The sequence below is a fragment of the Janthinobacterium sp. SUN033 genome (assembly GCF_030397595.1).
Taxonomy (GTDB): Bacteria; Pseudomonadota; Gammaproteobacteria; order Burkholderiales; family Burkholderiaceae_D; genus Janthinobacterium; species Janthinobacterium kumbetense.
This window is the reverse complement of sequence record NZ_JAPQNV010000001.1, coordinates 807,083-822,537: the sequence shown is the minus strand read 5'-3', so window position 1 is coordinate 822,537 and position 15,455 is coordinate 807,083. Positions and strand designations below refer to the sequence as shown.

Here is a 15,455-nt window from a genome sequence, read left to right as displayed (position 1 = left end):
TTAGCCCAATATCAGGAAAGGTCGGCAGGCGTTGGCGCTTCCAGCCACGCCAGCAGCTGGCGCAGCACGCCCGCGGCACGCGCAAATTCAAAGTCGTCGATGGCGCTGGCCAGCGCCTGCAGGCGCGGCTGCTGGCCGTGCGGCGCCAGCATGGCGGCGATCTGCGCCATCAAGGCGTCGTCCAGCTGCCCGCCTTCCAGGCTGGCGATAGCTTGCCGCAGCAAGGCGCCAGCGGCGGCTGCATCGAGGGGCGCGCTGGCGGCCGGCGCCTGCATGGCCACGGCCGGCATGCCCGCCTCTTCCAGCTCGCCGGCCAGCGCCATGAAGGCGGCCGCCAGCTGCACCAGCAATTCGGTCACCGGCAACTGGCGCGCAATCGCTTGTTCGATGCGCCCCAGCAGACTTTCGACCTGCACCAGGCACAGATTGCCCGCCGCGCCCTTGATACGGTGCAACAGGTGGCCGGCCACGCTGCTGCCGCCGCGTTCCAGTTCCGCCGCCAGCATGGCGGCGCAGTCGCCATTGGCCTGCACGAAGCGCGCGATGGCCCGCTGCAGGGCTTCGCGGCCGCCCCACAGGGCGATGCCGCGCTGCCAGTCCACCTGGCCGGCAGCGGCACGCGCCGCCGCACCGGCCGCCGGCGGCGGCATGGCCACGGCGATATCGAGCAGGCGGGCGATTTCCGCCGTCAGCTTGTGCATTTCCAGCGGCTTCGAGGCGAAACCGTTCATGCCGGCCGTCTGCGCGGCGCGCCGGTCCTGTTCCAGCACGCTGGCCGTCAGGGCGATGATGGGCGTCGCCTTCAGGCCCTGCTCGCGCTCGTGCACGCGGATCAGGCGCGTCGCTTCCAGGCCATCCATGCGCGGCATCTGCACGTCCATCAGGACGATGTCGAAGCTGCCCTTGCCGAATTCGCGCACGGCGCTCTCGCCATCGCTGGCGGCGATCACCTGGTGGCCGGCCGCGCCCAGGCTGATCAGGAGCAGCTCCACGTTCTGCGGCACGTCGTCGGCCGCCAGGATGCGCAGCGGCGGCAAGGCCACCACGGGCTGCTCGCTGCGGCGCGCCACGGCCTTGCCCGGCGCCAGCGGCAGCAGCACGTGGAACACGCTGCCCACGCCCAGGGTGCTTTCCACCGTGATGGTGCCTTTCATCAGCTCGACCAGCTGCAGCGAAATCGTCGTGCCCAGGCCCGTGCCGCCAAAGCGCCGGCTCATCGAGGAATCGGCCTGCGTGAACGGCGCGAATATCTTGTCCAGGCGGTCGGCGGGGATGCCGATGCCCGTATCGTGCACGGCGATATGCACCTGCTCGCCCTGCATGCCGACGGCCACGCGCACATGGCCCACTTCCGTGAACTTGACGGCGTTGCCGATCAAATTCGTCAGCACCTGCTGCACCCGGCGCGCGTCGCCCAGGAAGAACTGGCCCATGCCCGGGTCGATGTCGACATGCAGCACCAGGTCGCGCGCATGGGCCGTGATGCGCAGCGACGCGGCCACGTGGTCGACCAGGTCGGGCAGCGAAAAGTCCACCAGTTCCAGCTCGGTGGCGCCTTTTTCCAGCTTGGCCGTGTCGAGGATGTCGTTGAGCAGTTCAAGCAGGGAACGGGCCGACTGGCGCACCGTGCCCAAGTGGCGGCGCTGCAGGCTGTCCAGGGCCGTCCCCAGCAGCACTTCCGTAAAGCCGATGATGGCGTTCATCGGCGTGCGGATTTCATGGCTCATGTTGGCCAGGAAGCTGGTCTTCGATTCGGCGGCCAGCTCGGCGCGGTCTTTTGCCGCGCGCAGGTTTTCCTGCATGGCGCGCCGTTCGCTCACGTCGGTGGCCAGCTTGACCACCTTGAACGGCTTGCCGTCCGTATTGAAGATCGGGTTGTACGACGCCTGTATCCACACTTCCCGGCCATCCTTGCCGATGCGCTTGTACTCGCCCGTATTGAATTCACCCTGCGCCAGGTGCTGCCAGAACGCGATGTAGTCGGGCGAGGTCACATAGCCGGGCTCGCAGAAGATGCTGTGGTGCAAGCCCAGCACGTCGTCGGACCGGTAGCCGATCAGGTCGAGGAAGTTCTCGTTGGCCGCCAGGATGCGCCCCTGCAGGTCGAATTCCGCGACGGCCGTCGCGCGCGAGATGGCCGTCACCTTGCCTTCATACTCGGCGTTGCGCAATTCGCTTTCCGTGATGTCGAGGATGACGCCGTCGATCCAGCGCACCACGCCGTCGTTGTCGAGCACGGGGCCGCTGCTTTCGCGCACCCAGCGCTCGCGCCCGTCGCGGTGGATCAGGCGGTAGACGTTCTCGAAGTCGCGCTTTTCGCCGGCCGCCTGCACGCAGGTGTCGTTGACGCGCTGGCGGTCGTCCGGGTGCACGAGGTCGAACAGCCTGACGCGGCCCTCGACGAAATCCTGCGGCATCCAGCCCGTCAGGTTGAAGACGGCGTCGCTGATGAAGATCATCTTCCATTCGGGCGCGAAGCTGCAGTGGAAGGACACGCCGGGGATATTGCGGATCAGGGTGCGGTACTGGCGCTCGCTGTCCTTGAGCGCCTGCTCCATGCTGCGCGACGAGCGCATGTCCGTGACAAACGCCACGAACAGGGGCTGGCCCGGCGTGTCGATCTTGCCGATCGCCACGCGCATGGGCAGCACGGCGCCATCCTTGTGGCAGCCATCGAGTTCGCGTCCGCTGTCGAGGATGCGCGAGGCGCCCGTTTCCAGGTAGTCGCGCAGATAACCCTCGTACTCGGCCGCTTCGGACGGCTGCAGCAGCACGCTGGCGTCGCGCCCCACGATCTCCGCTTCGCGCCAGCCGAACAGGCTTTCCGCGGCGGGATTGAAGGAGCGCACCTTGCCCTGGCCATCGATGGTAATCAAGCCGTCGGCCGCCGTATCGACGATGGCGCGCAGGCGCGATTCGCTGGCGCTGGCATGGCGCAGCAGCTGGCGGTAGCGCAGCAAGCCGTTCGCGGCGGCGACAAACACCGTCAGGGTGACGGTGATCAGCGCCACGGCCAGGGCCACGAACGAAGCTTGCACCGTGATCGTGTTGTCGCCTGCCGTGGGGGTGCCGGAAAAGCGCGCCGCCAGCATGCCTGTGTAATGCATGCCGGAAATGGCCAAGCCCATGACGGCACTGCTGACCAGCAAGGACGCCAGGGGACTCATGCGCAAACGCATGGCGCTCAGGCCGAAGCGTATCCACAGCGCCAGCATGGCCATGACGACGGCCACCACCAGCGACAGGGCAAACAGCCAGGGCTGGTAATGCAGGGTCAGCGACGTCTGCATGGCGGCCATGCCGCTGTAATGCATGGAGCCGATGCCCACGCCGACGAGCACGCCGCCCACCACCAGCTGGCGCCAGTTGATGCTCGGGCGCGCCAGCATGTGCAGCGCCACCCACGAAGCGGCCACGCCGGGCAGCATGGAAAGCAAGGTCAGGCTGGGGTCGAAGGAGACGCGCGTGCAGATGTCGAAAGCCAGCATGCCGATGAAGTGCATCGACCAGATGCCGCCGCCGAGCGCAATGGCACCCGTGATGATGGCCGTCTGGCGCTGGAAGCCGCGCTCGCTGCTGCGCGCCATGCCGGCGATCTGCAAGGCCATGAACGAGGCAAAGATGGCGATGCCGATGGAAAACAGCACCAGCCAGGCGTTGTGCGTGCCGTAGATGTACTGCATGGTATCGGTCGATACGGCAAAGATGGAACTAAACATACTGTCGTGGCATAAGGTGAGTGAAACGTGACGTCGCAAAACATGACGGCGCACCGCGCGCGCCGGCGCCACGCTTTTTACTAAAGCGGCAACACAGCGGAAATGACAACGGTAGCAGTCGACCAGGGCAAGGCTCGGTCATCACGCCCGCGCCTGCCGCGCGGGGGAAAGGTGCTTTTTACAGAGTGAAAAAGCGGAATGCGTACGAACTCTGGCGCGGATGGCTGGCCGCCAGCGTGACGATGATTTTTTAAAGAGCCATGAGTATAGTTGCTTTGCGAACATATTCATAGGACTTCAGCAATACTATAGCAAGAAACACAATATTCTGAGGTCGCGATGCGACAGCACTCGCCCGTTCAGGCTGGCGGCCACAGCGCGCGTATGGCGGAAGAGGCCTGATAGGTCGCACCGGCGCGCTCGCTCACAGGGATACCGGCCAGTGTACAGCGGCGGCCCAGCTCGTCCTTGATCTGCCGCAACGACCAGCGCTGCGGCACGGGCAGATCCATGCCCACCACGCGGATCAGCGGGCAATCGTCGAGGGTCGTGTGCAGCAGCAGCTCCACGCGCGCCATCGGCGGTCCGCCGCGGTAGACATCCACCGCGCCCGCATAAGTGACCACCTCCAGCGCGCGCATCTGCTGCGGCGCCAGTTGCAGCACCTTGTCATGGCCGGGCAAGCCCCGCGCCAGCCGGCGCAGCAACACGCCCGCATCATTGATCTCGACATGAAAAGACAGATCGGGGCCCGGCAGAAAAAGCACGCCGACGATCCAGGCGGTCAGCGCCGGCAGGCCCAGCAGCACCGCCTCGCCCGCATACGGCACGTCGCGCCAGACGGCTTGCACGATGAAGGCAAGGATCAGGACGCAACCGCCCAGCAGCACGCTGCGCCACAGCACGGGACGCATATTGGCCATCATCGCCGCATGGCAGCTGACATCGTCGGCCGGCGCAAAGCGTATCCATTCGGCGCGCGCCGGCTTGCAAGGCCTGGCGGGACTGCCGCTCAAGCGTTCTGCGCCAGCATGCCGCGGAACCACGCCAGTTGCTCGCGCGTCAGGTAATTGGCGCCATCGCCATGCAGCAGGACGATTTCGATCTCGGGGGGAATCGAGGCGAGCAGCTGCGCGCCCGTGACGGGAATCTTGGGGAAATTGATGCCGGCCAGGAAGGCGGGATCTTCCGCCACCGTCACGCAGCGGCGCTCGGGATTCGGCGACGGCACGAGGAACAGGTCGATCTGCTCGCTTTGCCCGCCGATGACGACGTGCAATTGCGCGGCCAGCAATTCGGGCAGGATCAGCTCGATGTTATTCTCGGCGCGCGATTGCTGGAAAGCGCTTTTCAGGGGCGTGAGGAGAGGCATGGCGGTCATGGCAAAGTGGAAAGATAAAGACGGCGGCAGTGTAGCAGAGGCGCCCGGACGGGCGCGCTCCGCTGGCGCAACGGCTACATCTTGTAGTTCAACGAGACAAGTACGCTGCGCGGCGCGCCGTAGCGCGCCAGCCCGCCGGACCAGGAATAGCCGAGCGCCTGGTAGTAGCGGCGATCGAGCACGTTGTCGATGCTCGCGCGCAGCTGCAGCTGCTCGCTGATCCGATAGCCGGCCGTCAGCCCGACGATGGCGTACCCGCCCTGCTGCGTCAGGTAAGCCTTGTCGCGGCGGTCGATCTTGTCCTGCGCATACACGGAGGCGCCCAGGTTCCAGCGCGCCAGGCTGCCGCTCAGCTGCACGTTCGTGTACAGCTTGAACAATTGCTTCGGCTCGTCCGTGGCGATGCGCTGACCGATGTTGGCGGCCACGCTGTCCTTCGTGTACTTGGCCAGCACATGGGTGTAACCACCCGAGATCTGCCAGCCAGGCAATGGCGAGCCCGACAATTGCAAGTCGACGCCTTCGCTCTGCACCTGCCCGGCCGCGCGGGCGCAATAGATGGAGCCGCCCGTGGGGCAATTGACTTCGTCGGTCATGGCGCGGTTGTTTTGCTTGATGCGGAACAAGGCGCCGCTGGCGTTGAGCCTGCCGCCAAAATATTCTCCCTTGACGCCCACTTCCAGGTTGGTGCCGCTCAACGGCGGCAAGCCATTGCCTTTGACATCGAGCACGCTTTGCGGCTGGAATATCTGCGTGCCGCTCGCATACACGGAGTGATGCGGGTCCAGGTCGTAGACGAGGCCCGCGTACGGGGTGAATTTCGCGTTTTCCGTCAGGTCGCGGCGCCACGTCGGATTGGCGGCATACCAGCCCGTGACATCCTGCGCATACCAGCCGAAGCGCCCGCCCAGCACCAGGCGCAGCGGATCGGCCAGGCTGAAGTTGCCTGCCGCATACAGCCCCTTCTCGTCCGTCTTGCGGCCCCAGTTGTAGGGCTCGAACGGCGCGCCGTTCATGCGGTAGGCGCGGGGATTCCAGTGGCGGATGTCGAACACGCGCGTCTGCGCGCCTTCCCAGCTCTGACCCGCGTCCGAATCGTCGTGGCGGTAGCTGGCGCCGACGATGACGTCATGCTGGCGGCCGAACCAGGTGACAGGGCCGCTCAGGCGCCAGTCCGCCACCACTTGCTGCGTGTTGTACTTCCAGCCCGTTTCCGACTGTTCCAGCAAAAACGTTTCGCCAGCGACGCGGCCGTTGGTGGTATTGCGCGTGCTCGACGAGGCGTCGATATGCGTGATGGCGAAGCGGCTGCGCCAGCCCTGCGCCAGCTTCGTTTCCAGGTCGGCGAAGACGACGTTGTTGTCGCGCTTCTGGAAGGAATCGGCATTATTCAGGAAAGTCGAGCGGGGCAAGTCCATGTGACGGCCGTCGGGCAAGGTCGGCAAGCCGACGAACACGCCGTCAGTGCGGCTGTGCTGGCGCGAAAAGCCGATGCCGGCCGTGGTCGATGGCGTCAGGTCCGTCTCGACGATCGCATATACCGTGCTGTTCTTGTTGTTGACCACGTCGACGAAGCTGTCGCTGTCGCGCAGACTGGCCGCCACGCGCCCGCGCACGCTGCCCGATGCGTTCAGGGCATTGCTGGTGTCCACCGTCAATTGCCGGTCCTTCCAGCTGCCCAGGTGAATGGATGCGTCCAGCAAGGGCGTGGCCGTCGGGCGCTTGCGTATCATGTTGATGCTGCCCGACGGCGCACCCGCCCCTTCCATCAGGCCCGTGGCGCCGCGCACCACTTCCACGCGGTCGTACATCAGCATGTCGGCGGAGACGTTGCGCTCATTGAAACCCGTGACGTCCAGCGGCAAGCCATCGACATTGATGTGGCTCAAGGCGAAGCCGCGCGCAAAATACGTGGTTTCCTGGTCGGACACGCCCTGCGTCTTGCCATACAGGCCGGGCGTGGCGCGCGCCACGTCCTGCAGGGTGGTCAGATCGAAATCTTCCATTTGCTGGCGCGAAATGACGCTGACCGTTTGCGGCGTGTGGCGCTGCGACAGGTTCAAGCCCGTGGCCGTCGACAGATTGCGCGAGGTATACAAGCCCGTGCCTTCCGTGGCGCGGTCCGCCTCGGCGCTGACGACGACGGCGGGCATGCTGGCCAGGCCCCCATCGGCCGTATTGGTATTGATCTTGCGCAACAGATAATTGCCCTTGCCACCATCCGTCACCTCCAGGCCGCTGCCTTGCAGCAATTGTTGCAGGCCGGCGGCAACGCCATGGCGCCCCTGCAAGCCCGGCGTCGCCAGGCCGTCGAGCGCCACGCCCTGGGTGGACAGGTTCACGCCGGCGGCGATGGCGAACGATGCCAATGCGCTGCGCAGGCTGCCGGCGGGAATGCTGTAGTCGCGCACGCTTGCGGACGGGCCGGCTTCAGCGGCCAGCGCAGTCTGCGGGAAGCCGGCGCCAGCCGCGCCCACGGCAAGCAGCAAGACCAGCGCGGCGCGCACGGCGCCCGTGGTGGGATGGAGCGCGAGTGGCGTCCACGGGGAAAATAAGCGGTGCTGCACAGCCATGTAAAACCCTTTCGATGGTTCGGATTGTTCGTTCTCTACCTTGTATGACGAAGCAATCTCAAAAAAGGGACAGGCAAGCGGCAAATAATTTCTTCAGGCTGCCTCGACACTGATCCAGTAGCGCGTGCGGCGCGCCAGCCGGATCGGCAGGGAACGTTGCAGCAGGAGCAGGATGTTGTCCGGGTCGTTCAACTGGAAAATGCCGTCCACGGGCAAGGCCGCCAGCGCCGGATCGCAGCGCAGCACGCCATAGCGATAGCGCGCCACCTGTTCCAGCACCTCCCCTAGCGGCATGCGTTCGGCGATCAGCATGCCCCGCAGCCAGGCGTCCGCATGGGGTGACGACGGCGTCAGGGCGGAAACGGCCACGTCGTCGAAACTGCCCTGCCGGCCCGCATTGATCGTGCGCAAGCCGTCGGGCGCCTGCGATGGTTCGATCTCGACGGCGCCCTCGCTGACGCCCACCTCGGTGCGCGGCGCCAGCACGCTGCCAAGGTGGCGCACGCTGAAGTGCGTGCCCAGCGCGCGCACGGTGCCATTGCTGCTGCGCACGAGGAACGGTCGCGCCGGCACGGCCGCATCGTGTGCCGTGGCAACGTGGATTTCGCCCGCATGCAAGGCCACCAGCCGGGCCGCGTCGTCAAAACGCACGTCGATGGCCGTGTCCGTATTGAGCACCAGTTGCGTGCCGTCGGGTAATGCCATATGCCGGATTTCACCGCGCGCCGTGCGGATCGCGGCGCGCCACGCTTGCCAGGGCGCCGACTGGCTGGCCAGCCACAGCGCGGGGGCGGCCGCGATCAGCCCGGCCAGGCCGTAGAGGACGGCACGCCGCCGCGGCGATTGCGGCGCCGCATCCGCCGCCTGGCGCAGCGCGGGCGGCACGCCGGCCAGGGCGCTGCACACCAGCTCGGCCCGCTGCCAGGCCGCTTCGTGCGCGGGATCGCTGGCGCGCCAGGCCTGGAACGCCTGCTGCTCGCCTGCAGTCAAGGGGCCCGCGTGCAGGCGCACCAGCCATTGCGCCGCCGCCCGCGCGGCGCGGGGATCGATGGCCGCCGTCCTGGCGGTGCTCACAGGATCAGCAGGATGCAGCGCTCGAACGCCTGCACCATGTAGCGCTTGATGCTGCGCTCGCTCACGGCCAGGCGCCGGGCGATTTCCCCGTAGCCGAGGCCATCGACATGCGCCAACAGGAAGGCATTGCGCACCAGCGGCGGCAAGCCGTCGAGCATGGCATCGATGCGCTGCAGGGCTTCGCGCACCAGCAAACTCTCCTCGGGCGACTGCATCAGCAGATCGGGCTGCTGCGCCAGGGTTTCCAGCCACGCTTGCTCCAGCGACAGACGCCGGTAATGGTCGATCAGCAGGCGCTGCGCCACGGTGGTCAGGTAGGCGCGCGGCTCGCGCATGGTCTGCCGGCCTTCCGGCGGCGCCGTCAGCAGGCGCACGAAGGTATCCTGCGCCAGGTCGGCCGCATGGTCGGCGCACTGCAGCTTGGCGCGCAGCCAGCGCATCAGCCAGCCGTGGTGATTGCTGTAAATGACTGCGATCGATTCGCCGGATTGCGCAATGTTCACTAGGGACTCCGATGCGCTCAAGGCAAGGCACGGCCAGGACGCTGGCCGGCCGCAAGGCAAGCGACTCAATTGATAATAATTCTCATTATCACAAATCATTGCCCGCGGCGTCAATGCCGGCGCCCATCCCGTCCGGCAAACTGTTGTTTCAGCGCGGCGGCTGGCCGTTCAGCGCGTATCGGTAGCCGTGGCGGGCGATCATGCCAGATGGGGTTTCTGGGACTTGGCCGCCAGCACGAAAGGAATGGCAAACGGCCCCAGAAATACCACCAGGATGGACCTGACGGTAGTTGTTTTCAAGGAACGGCGTTTGGCGATGAAGAGACAAGCGAAGGCCGACAGGGACCAGATCAGTGCCGGCAGGTAGGTAGTCATCATGGACTCCGGAAGCGCCTTGGAAGGCAGTAAACCATGCTGACACGGAAATGTGGCCATCGCAATGGCAAATCAGGCATCTGCCATTGCGATGGGCGGCCAGGCACCCCGCTTTCAGTCATTCTTAAGACTGCAGGCGGCAGCCGGCCAGCGATGCGGTCAGTGCTGGCCGATCTTCATGATCTTCAGCGCGTTCGTGCCGCCGACCTTGCCCATCGGCTCGCCCCAGGTCAGCACGACGGTGTCGCCCTTGGCCACGACTTTATGCTCCACCAGCAAATCTTCCGCCTGTTGCAAAACCTTGTCGCGGTCCGTGCCGGACGTCAATTCCAAGGTGCTGACGTTGCGGTACAGGGCCAGCTTGCGGCGCGTGCCCACGCTCGGGGTCAGCGCGACGATGGGGATGTCGATGTTGCAACGGCTCATCCACAGCGCCGTGGAACCCGATTCCGTCAGGGTGGCGATGGCTTTTACGCGCAGGTGATGGGCCGTAAACAGGGCGCCGTAGGCGATCGACTGGTCGATGCGCGAGAACGTGGCATTGAGGAAATCGGCATCCAGCTTGCAGGTGTCCCACTTTTCCGCGTCCAGGCAGATGGCGGCCATCGCTTCCACCGTTTCGATCGGATAGCGGCCCGAGGCCGTTTCCGCCGACGTCATGACGGCATCCGTGCCGTCCAGCACGGCATTGGCCACGTCGGACACTTCCGCGCGGGTCGGCACGGCGTTGACGATCATCGATTCCATCATCTGCGTGGCCGTAATCGCCAACTTGTTCGACGCGCGCGCCATCTTGATCATGCGCTTTTGCAGGGCCGGCACGGCCGCATTGCCCACCTCGACGGCCAGGTCGCCGCGGGCCACCATGATGCCGTCGGACGCGTCGAGAATTTCTTGCAGCGCAGGAATAGCTTCCGCGCGCTCGATCTTGGCGATCATCATCGGCTTGTGGTCCCACGCTTCGCCCGCGATATTGGCCAGCTGGCGCGCCATGACCATGTCGGTGGCGTTTTTCGGGAAGGACACGGCCACGTAATCGGCCTGGAAGCTCATCGCCGTCTTGACGTCTTCCATGTCTTTCGCCGTCAGGGCCGGAGCCGACAAGCCGCCGCCCTGGCGGTTGATGCCCTTGTTGTTCGACAATTCGCCGCCGATTTTCACCGTCGTGTGGATTTCGCTGCCGACGACCTTGTCCACCGTCAAGACGATGAGGCCATCGTTGAGCAACAATACGTCAGCGGCGCGCAAGTCGCGCGGCAATTCCTTGTAGTCGAGGCCGCAGCGCTCGATGTTGCCCAGCTCGCCGTTTTCGCCCCATTTCGCGTCGAGGATGAACTTGGCGCCGTTTTCCAGGAAAATCTTGCCTTCTTCAAACTTGCCGACGCGAATCTTCGGGCCTTGCAAGTCGGCCATGATGGCCACTTCGCGGCCGCACAGGGCTGCCGCTTCGCGCACCATGCGGGCGCGGTCGATATGGTCTTGCGCCTTGCCATGCGAAAAGTTCAAGCGCACGACGTCGACGCCGGCCTTGAACATGCGGACCAGGGTATCGATATCGTTCGAAGCGGGGCCGATGGTGGAAACGATCTTGGTGGCGCGTTGCTGTACTTGCATGGTCATGGTGTGCTGCTTTCTATAAAGTTCGTGCTGCTACAAGGGCCGGCCTTGTGGGCCGGCCGTCCTGGTGCGCTGGATCAGCGGTACTACGTTCTTACTTGGCCGCCATCAGGGCGACCGTGGTGTCCAACATGCGGTTCGAGAAGCCCCACTCGTTGTCGTACCACGACGACACCTTCACGAGGCGGCCCGAGACCTTGGTCAGGGTCGAATCGAAGTTCGACGAGGCCGGGTTATGGTTGAAATCGATGGAAACGAGCGGTTCCGTCTGGTACGTGAGAATGCCCTTCAAGGCGCCTTCCGACGCCGTTTTCAGCAAGGCGTTGACTTCCTCGACCGTGGTATCGCGCCTGGCGATGAAGGACAGGTCGACCAGCGACACGTTGATCGTCGGCACGCGCACGGCAAAGCCGTCCAGCTTGCCATTCAGTTCCGGCAAGACGAGGCCGACGGCGGCCGCCGCGCCCGTCTTGGTGGGGATCATCGAATGCGTGGCCGAACGGGCGCGGCGCAAGTCTTCATGCATCACGTCGCTCAATACCTGGTCATTCGTGTAGGCGTGCACGGTGGTCATCAGGCCCGATTCGATGCCGATGGCGTCGTTCAGCGGTTTCACCAAGGGCGCGAGGCAATTCGTCGTGCACGAAGCATTCGAAATGACCGTATCCGAGGCTTTCAACACGTGCTGGTTGACGCCGAACACGATGGTGGCGTCCACGTCCTTGCCGCCCGGCGCGGAAATGATGACTTTCTTCGCCCCGCCCTTCAAGTGGGCCGACGCTTTTTCCTTGGTGGTGAAGAAACCCGTGCATTCGAGCACGACGTCGACACCGAGTTCGCCCCAGGGAATCAGGGCCGGGTCGCGCTGCGCGAAGACGCGGATGCGGTCGCCATTGACGAGCATATTGTCGCCGTCGATGGTGACGACGCCGGGAAACTTGCCGTGCACCGTATCGTAGCGCGTCAAATGCGCATTCGACTTGGCGTCGCCCAGGTCGTTGATGGCGACGATCTCGATATCCTGCTGCTTGCCGCCTTCATAAAACGCGCGCAAGACATTGCGGCCGATGCGGCCATAGCCATTGATGGCAACTTTGATGGTCATGCTGTCTCCTTGATATTGTTTGAATGACTTACTTAACCACTATTTCTCAGTCCCGCCGCGATGCCATTAATCGACAAATGGATGCCCGTGCGCGCCGCCGCGTCCTGCTTGCCCTCGCGGAAGCGTTTCAGCAGTTCCACCTGCACGTGGTTGAGCGGATCGATGTACGGGAAACGGTTGCGTATCGAGCGCTGCATCAACGGATTGGCTTGCTGCAACTCTTCCTGGCCCGTGATCAGCTTCAAGGCGTCCAGGGTGGCCGCATATTCAGCGCGGATGCGCGTAAAGATGGCGTCGCGCAAGGCCTTGTCCTTGACCAGTTCCGCATACTTGCCGGCGATGGCGATATCGCTCTTGGCCAGCACCATATCCATGTTCGACAGCAGGGACGTGAAGAAAGGCCAATCCGTGTACATGCCGCGCAGCACGTCTGCCCCGTCGGCCGGATGGGCGGCCAGGTAGGCTTGCACGGCGGAACCGAAACCGAACCAGCCCGGCAGCATCAAACGGCATTGCGCCCAGCTCAAGACCCAGGGAATGGCGCGCAAATCCTCGATGGACGTGGATTTCTTGCGCGAGGCGGGACGGCTGCCGATATTCAGCGCGGCAATCTCCGCGATCACCGTCGATTCCCAGAAATACTGCTCGAAGCCATCCGTGCCATACACGAGGTCGCGGTAGGCGTTCAGGGCCGTGCCGGACAGCTCTTCCATGGCAGCCAGGTGGCCCGCGCCGGCCGAAGCTTTCGGCTGCAATTGCGCCTGCGGCAGCAGGGTCGACTGGATGGTGGCGGCCACCAGCACTTCCAGGTTGCGGCGCCCCACTTCCGGGTTCGCATACTTGGCCGTGATGACTTCGCCCTGCTCCGTCAAACGGATCTGTCCCTGCACGGCGCCGGCCGGCTGGGCCAGGATGGCTTCGTAGCTGGGTCCGCCGCCGCGGCCCACGGAACCGCCGCGGCCGTGGAACAACCGCAGCTTGATCTGTTCTTGCTTGAAGACCGTCACCAACTCGATCTCGGCCTTGTAGAGCTCCCAGCCGGACGTCAAAAAGCCGCCGTCCTTGTTGCTGTCCGAGTAACCGAGCATGACTTCCTGCTGGTCCGCGCGCGATGCCAGCAAGCCACGGTAGAACGGCAAGCCGAACGCGCGCGCCATGATGGCGGGGCCGGCGCGCAAGTCGGCTATGGTTTCAAACAGGGGGATGATGTTGACGTCCACTTCGCGGCTGCCCTGGCGCAGCAAGCCCACTTCCTTCAGCAGCAAGGCCACTTCCAGCAAGTCCGAGACGCTGGCCGCCTTGGAGATGATGCAGTTCGGCACCGATTCTCGGCCATATTTGACGTGGGCTGCGCGCACGGCGCGGAAGATGTCGAGTTCGGACGTCGTTTCCTCCGAGTATTGCGCATACGGCGACGTCAGCAGGCGTGGCGACTCCAGCTCGGCCAACAGCAAGCTGATGCGCTGCTCTTCATCGAGGTCCAGGTAGACGAGGCCAGGCTGGGCGCCCGCGAACAGTTCGCCCACGACGCGCTCGTGCACGTCGGAATTCTGGCGCAAATCGAGCGGCGCCAGCGAAAAGCCGAACACCTTCACGGCGCGGCGCAGCTGGCGCAGCCGGCCACGGGCCAGCGCGCGCAAGCCATTGCTGACGAGCGAATGCTGGACCACGTCCAGGTCGGCCAGCAGGTCAGATGCCGCAGCGTAAGGCTGCACGCCGTCTGCCTGCTTGCCCGCATTGTCACCCTTCTTGGACAGCACGACGCGCGTGGCGTCCAGGCGCGCGTGGATACCGTGCAAGGCGCGGCGGTACGGCTCGTCGACGCGGTGCGGCGAGGCGTCGGCCGAGCGTTCGGCCAGCGCGCGCAGCGGCTCGCTGCAGGCATTGAGTATTTGCGCCAGCGACAGTTGCGAAGCGAGCTTGCGCAATTCGCCCAGGTAAAAATCGAGTACCTTGTCGGCCTGCGTTTGCAGGGTGCTGCGCAGGATGTCGGCCGTGACGAACGGGTTGCCGTCGCGGTCGCCGCCTATCCAGCTGCCCACCTTCATGAAATTGGGCAATTCCGCATCTTCCCAGCGGGCATCGCGCTGGGCCAGCATGGTTTCCAGCGAAGAATACAATTTAGGCAATTCGCGCAAGATCGTGTGGTCGTAGAACGACAGGCCATTGGCCACTTCATCCATGACGGACAGCTTGCTCGTGCGCAACAGACGCGTCTGCCACAGGGTGACGATGCCGCGGCCCAGCGCTTCTTCGTTCTGTTCCGCTTCTTCCGGCGTCATTTGCACGCGGTCGCGCTCGCTCAACAGGCGCGCGATAGCCATCTGGCAATTCTGGATGCTCTTGCGCTGCACTTCCGTCGGATGCGCCGTGAAGACGGGGCTGACGAACGCATCGTCGAAGAACGTCTCCAGCGCATCGGCCTTGCCCGCGTCAAACACATTGCCGACGGCATGGCTGAGGCTACCCTGGCGCGGCGGCGAGCCGGCGATCAGATGGGCGCGCGTGCGGCGGATGTGATGTTGATCTTCCGCAATATTGGCCAGCAGCGAGAAATAGCTGAAAGCGCGCGTCAATTGCGTGGTTTCTTCCTGCGACAGCGCTTGCAGCGCGTCCGACAGCTGCGCGCGCGCCGCTTCATCATTGTCGCGGCGGAAACGGATGGCCAGCTGGCGCACATGTTCGATGCGTTCGAAGGCGGGGTCGCCCAGGTGGTTGCGGATGGCGTCGCCCAGCAGACGGCCCAGCTGGCGGATATCGCTGCTCAGCAGCTCGTCTTTCACTTCATTCATTTGCATGGTATTCATTTCCTGGGGCGGCCACGGCGGCACCGCACAGATTGCGTAGTACGCGCTTCCCGGCCCGGGAAACGCCCATCGTCGAATTTGTAGTAAATTTACCTTATTGCTTCACCATCCTCTTGATTTCCATCAATAAAAATCATACCCAAAGGGCCGACAAGGGCTTACGAGCTGTTTGCCAGGGCAACAATATGAAAATTTACTACGCATTTAAGCGAAAGGCAATCAACTTTTGTCTTTCGAGGCTGAAAAGTGACGGCGCAACACACATGGCCGGCGCTCTCCTGTATGCTGGCGGCTGAAACAA

Annotated in this window: 10 protein-coding genes; all 10 read right to left on the bottom strand. The window is 64.4% G+C overall.

Annotation, left to right across the window (positions count from 1 at the left end; translation table 11 throughout):
* Window positions 1-11: 11 nt before the first annotated feature.
* Complete coding sequence (locus tag OX460_RS03805) at window positions 12-3,719, bottom strand: PAS domain S-box protein (RefSeq protein WP_289897705.1); 3,708 nt, start codon at window positions 3,717-3,719, stop codon at window positions 12-14.
* 359 nt (window positions 3,720-4,078) lie between these two features.
* Window positions 4,079-4,735 (bottom strand): hypothetical protein, encoded by a 657-nt coding sequence (locus OX460_RS03800; protein WP_289897704.1) that lies wholly within the window; start codon window positions 4,733-4,735, stop codon window positions 4,079-4,081.
* Window positions 4,732-5,091 (bottom strand): hypothetical protein, encoded by a 360-nt coding sequence (locus tag OX460_RS03795; RefSeq protein WP_289897703.1) that lies wholly within the window; start codon window positions 5,089-5,091, stop codon window positions 4,732-4,734. The genes OX460_RS03800 and OX460_RS03795 overlap by 4 nt, the downstream gene beginning before the upstream one ends.
* An 83-nt stretch (window positions 5,092-5,174) precedes the next feature.
* Window positions 5,175-7,673 carry a TonB-dependent receptor gene (locus OX460_RS03790; RefSeq protein WP_289897702.1) on the bottom strand — a complete coding sequence of 833 codons (2,499 nt, stop codon included), beginning with the start codon at window positions 7,671-7,673 and terminating at the stop codon, window positions 5,175-5,177.
* A gap of 93 nt (window positions 7,674-7,766) precedes the next feature.
* Window positions 7,767-8,747: a FecR family protein gene (locus OX460_RS03785; RefSeq protein WP_289897701.1), complete on the bottom strand. Its 981-nt coding sequence runs from the start codon at window positions 8,745-8,747 to the stop codon at window positions 7,767-7,769.
* The gene (locus OX460_RS03780; RefSeq protein ID WP_289897700.1) at window positions 8,744-9,250 is read right to left on the bottom strand and encodes a sigma-70 family RNA polymerase sigma factor; all 507 of its coding nucleotides are present in this window, start codon (window positions 9,248-9,250) and stop codon (window positions 8,744-8,746) included. Before OX460_RS03780 ends, OX460_RS03785 begins: the two co-directional genes overlap by 4 nt.
* A gap of 198 nt (window positions 9,251-9,448) precedes the next feature.
* Window positions 9,449-9,628, bottom strand: coding sequence for a hypothetical protein (locus OX460_RS03775; protein WP_289897699.1), 180 nt, complete (start codon window positions 9,626-9,628; stop codon window positions 9,449-9,451).
* Window positions 9,629-9,784: 156 nt separating this feature from the next.
* A complete protein-coding gene (gene pyk, locus OX460_RS03770; RefSeq protein WP_083292642.1) occupies window positions 9,785-11,245 on the bottom strand; it encodes a pyruvate kinase in 1,461 nt (486 codons plus the stop codon).
* Window positions 11,246-11,336: 91 nt separating this feature from the next.
* A complete protein-coding gene (gene gap, locus OX460_RS03765; RefSeq protein ID WP_289897698.1) occupies window positions 11,337-12,347 on the bottom strand; it encodes a type I glyceraldehyde-3-phosphate dehydrogenase in 1,011 nt (336 codons plus the stop codon).
* A 32-nt stretch (window positions 12,348-12,379) separates the two neighbouring features.
* The gene (ppc, locus tag OX460_RS03760; RefSeq protein WP_289897697.1) at window positions 12,380-15,145 is read right to left on the bottom strand and encodes a phosphoenolpyruvate carboxylase; all 2,766 of its coding nucleotides are present in this window, start codon (window positions 15,143-15,145) and stop codon (window positions 12,380-12,382) included.
* Between the last annotated feature and the right edge of the window lie 310 nt (window positions 15,146-15,455).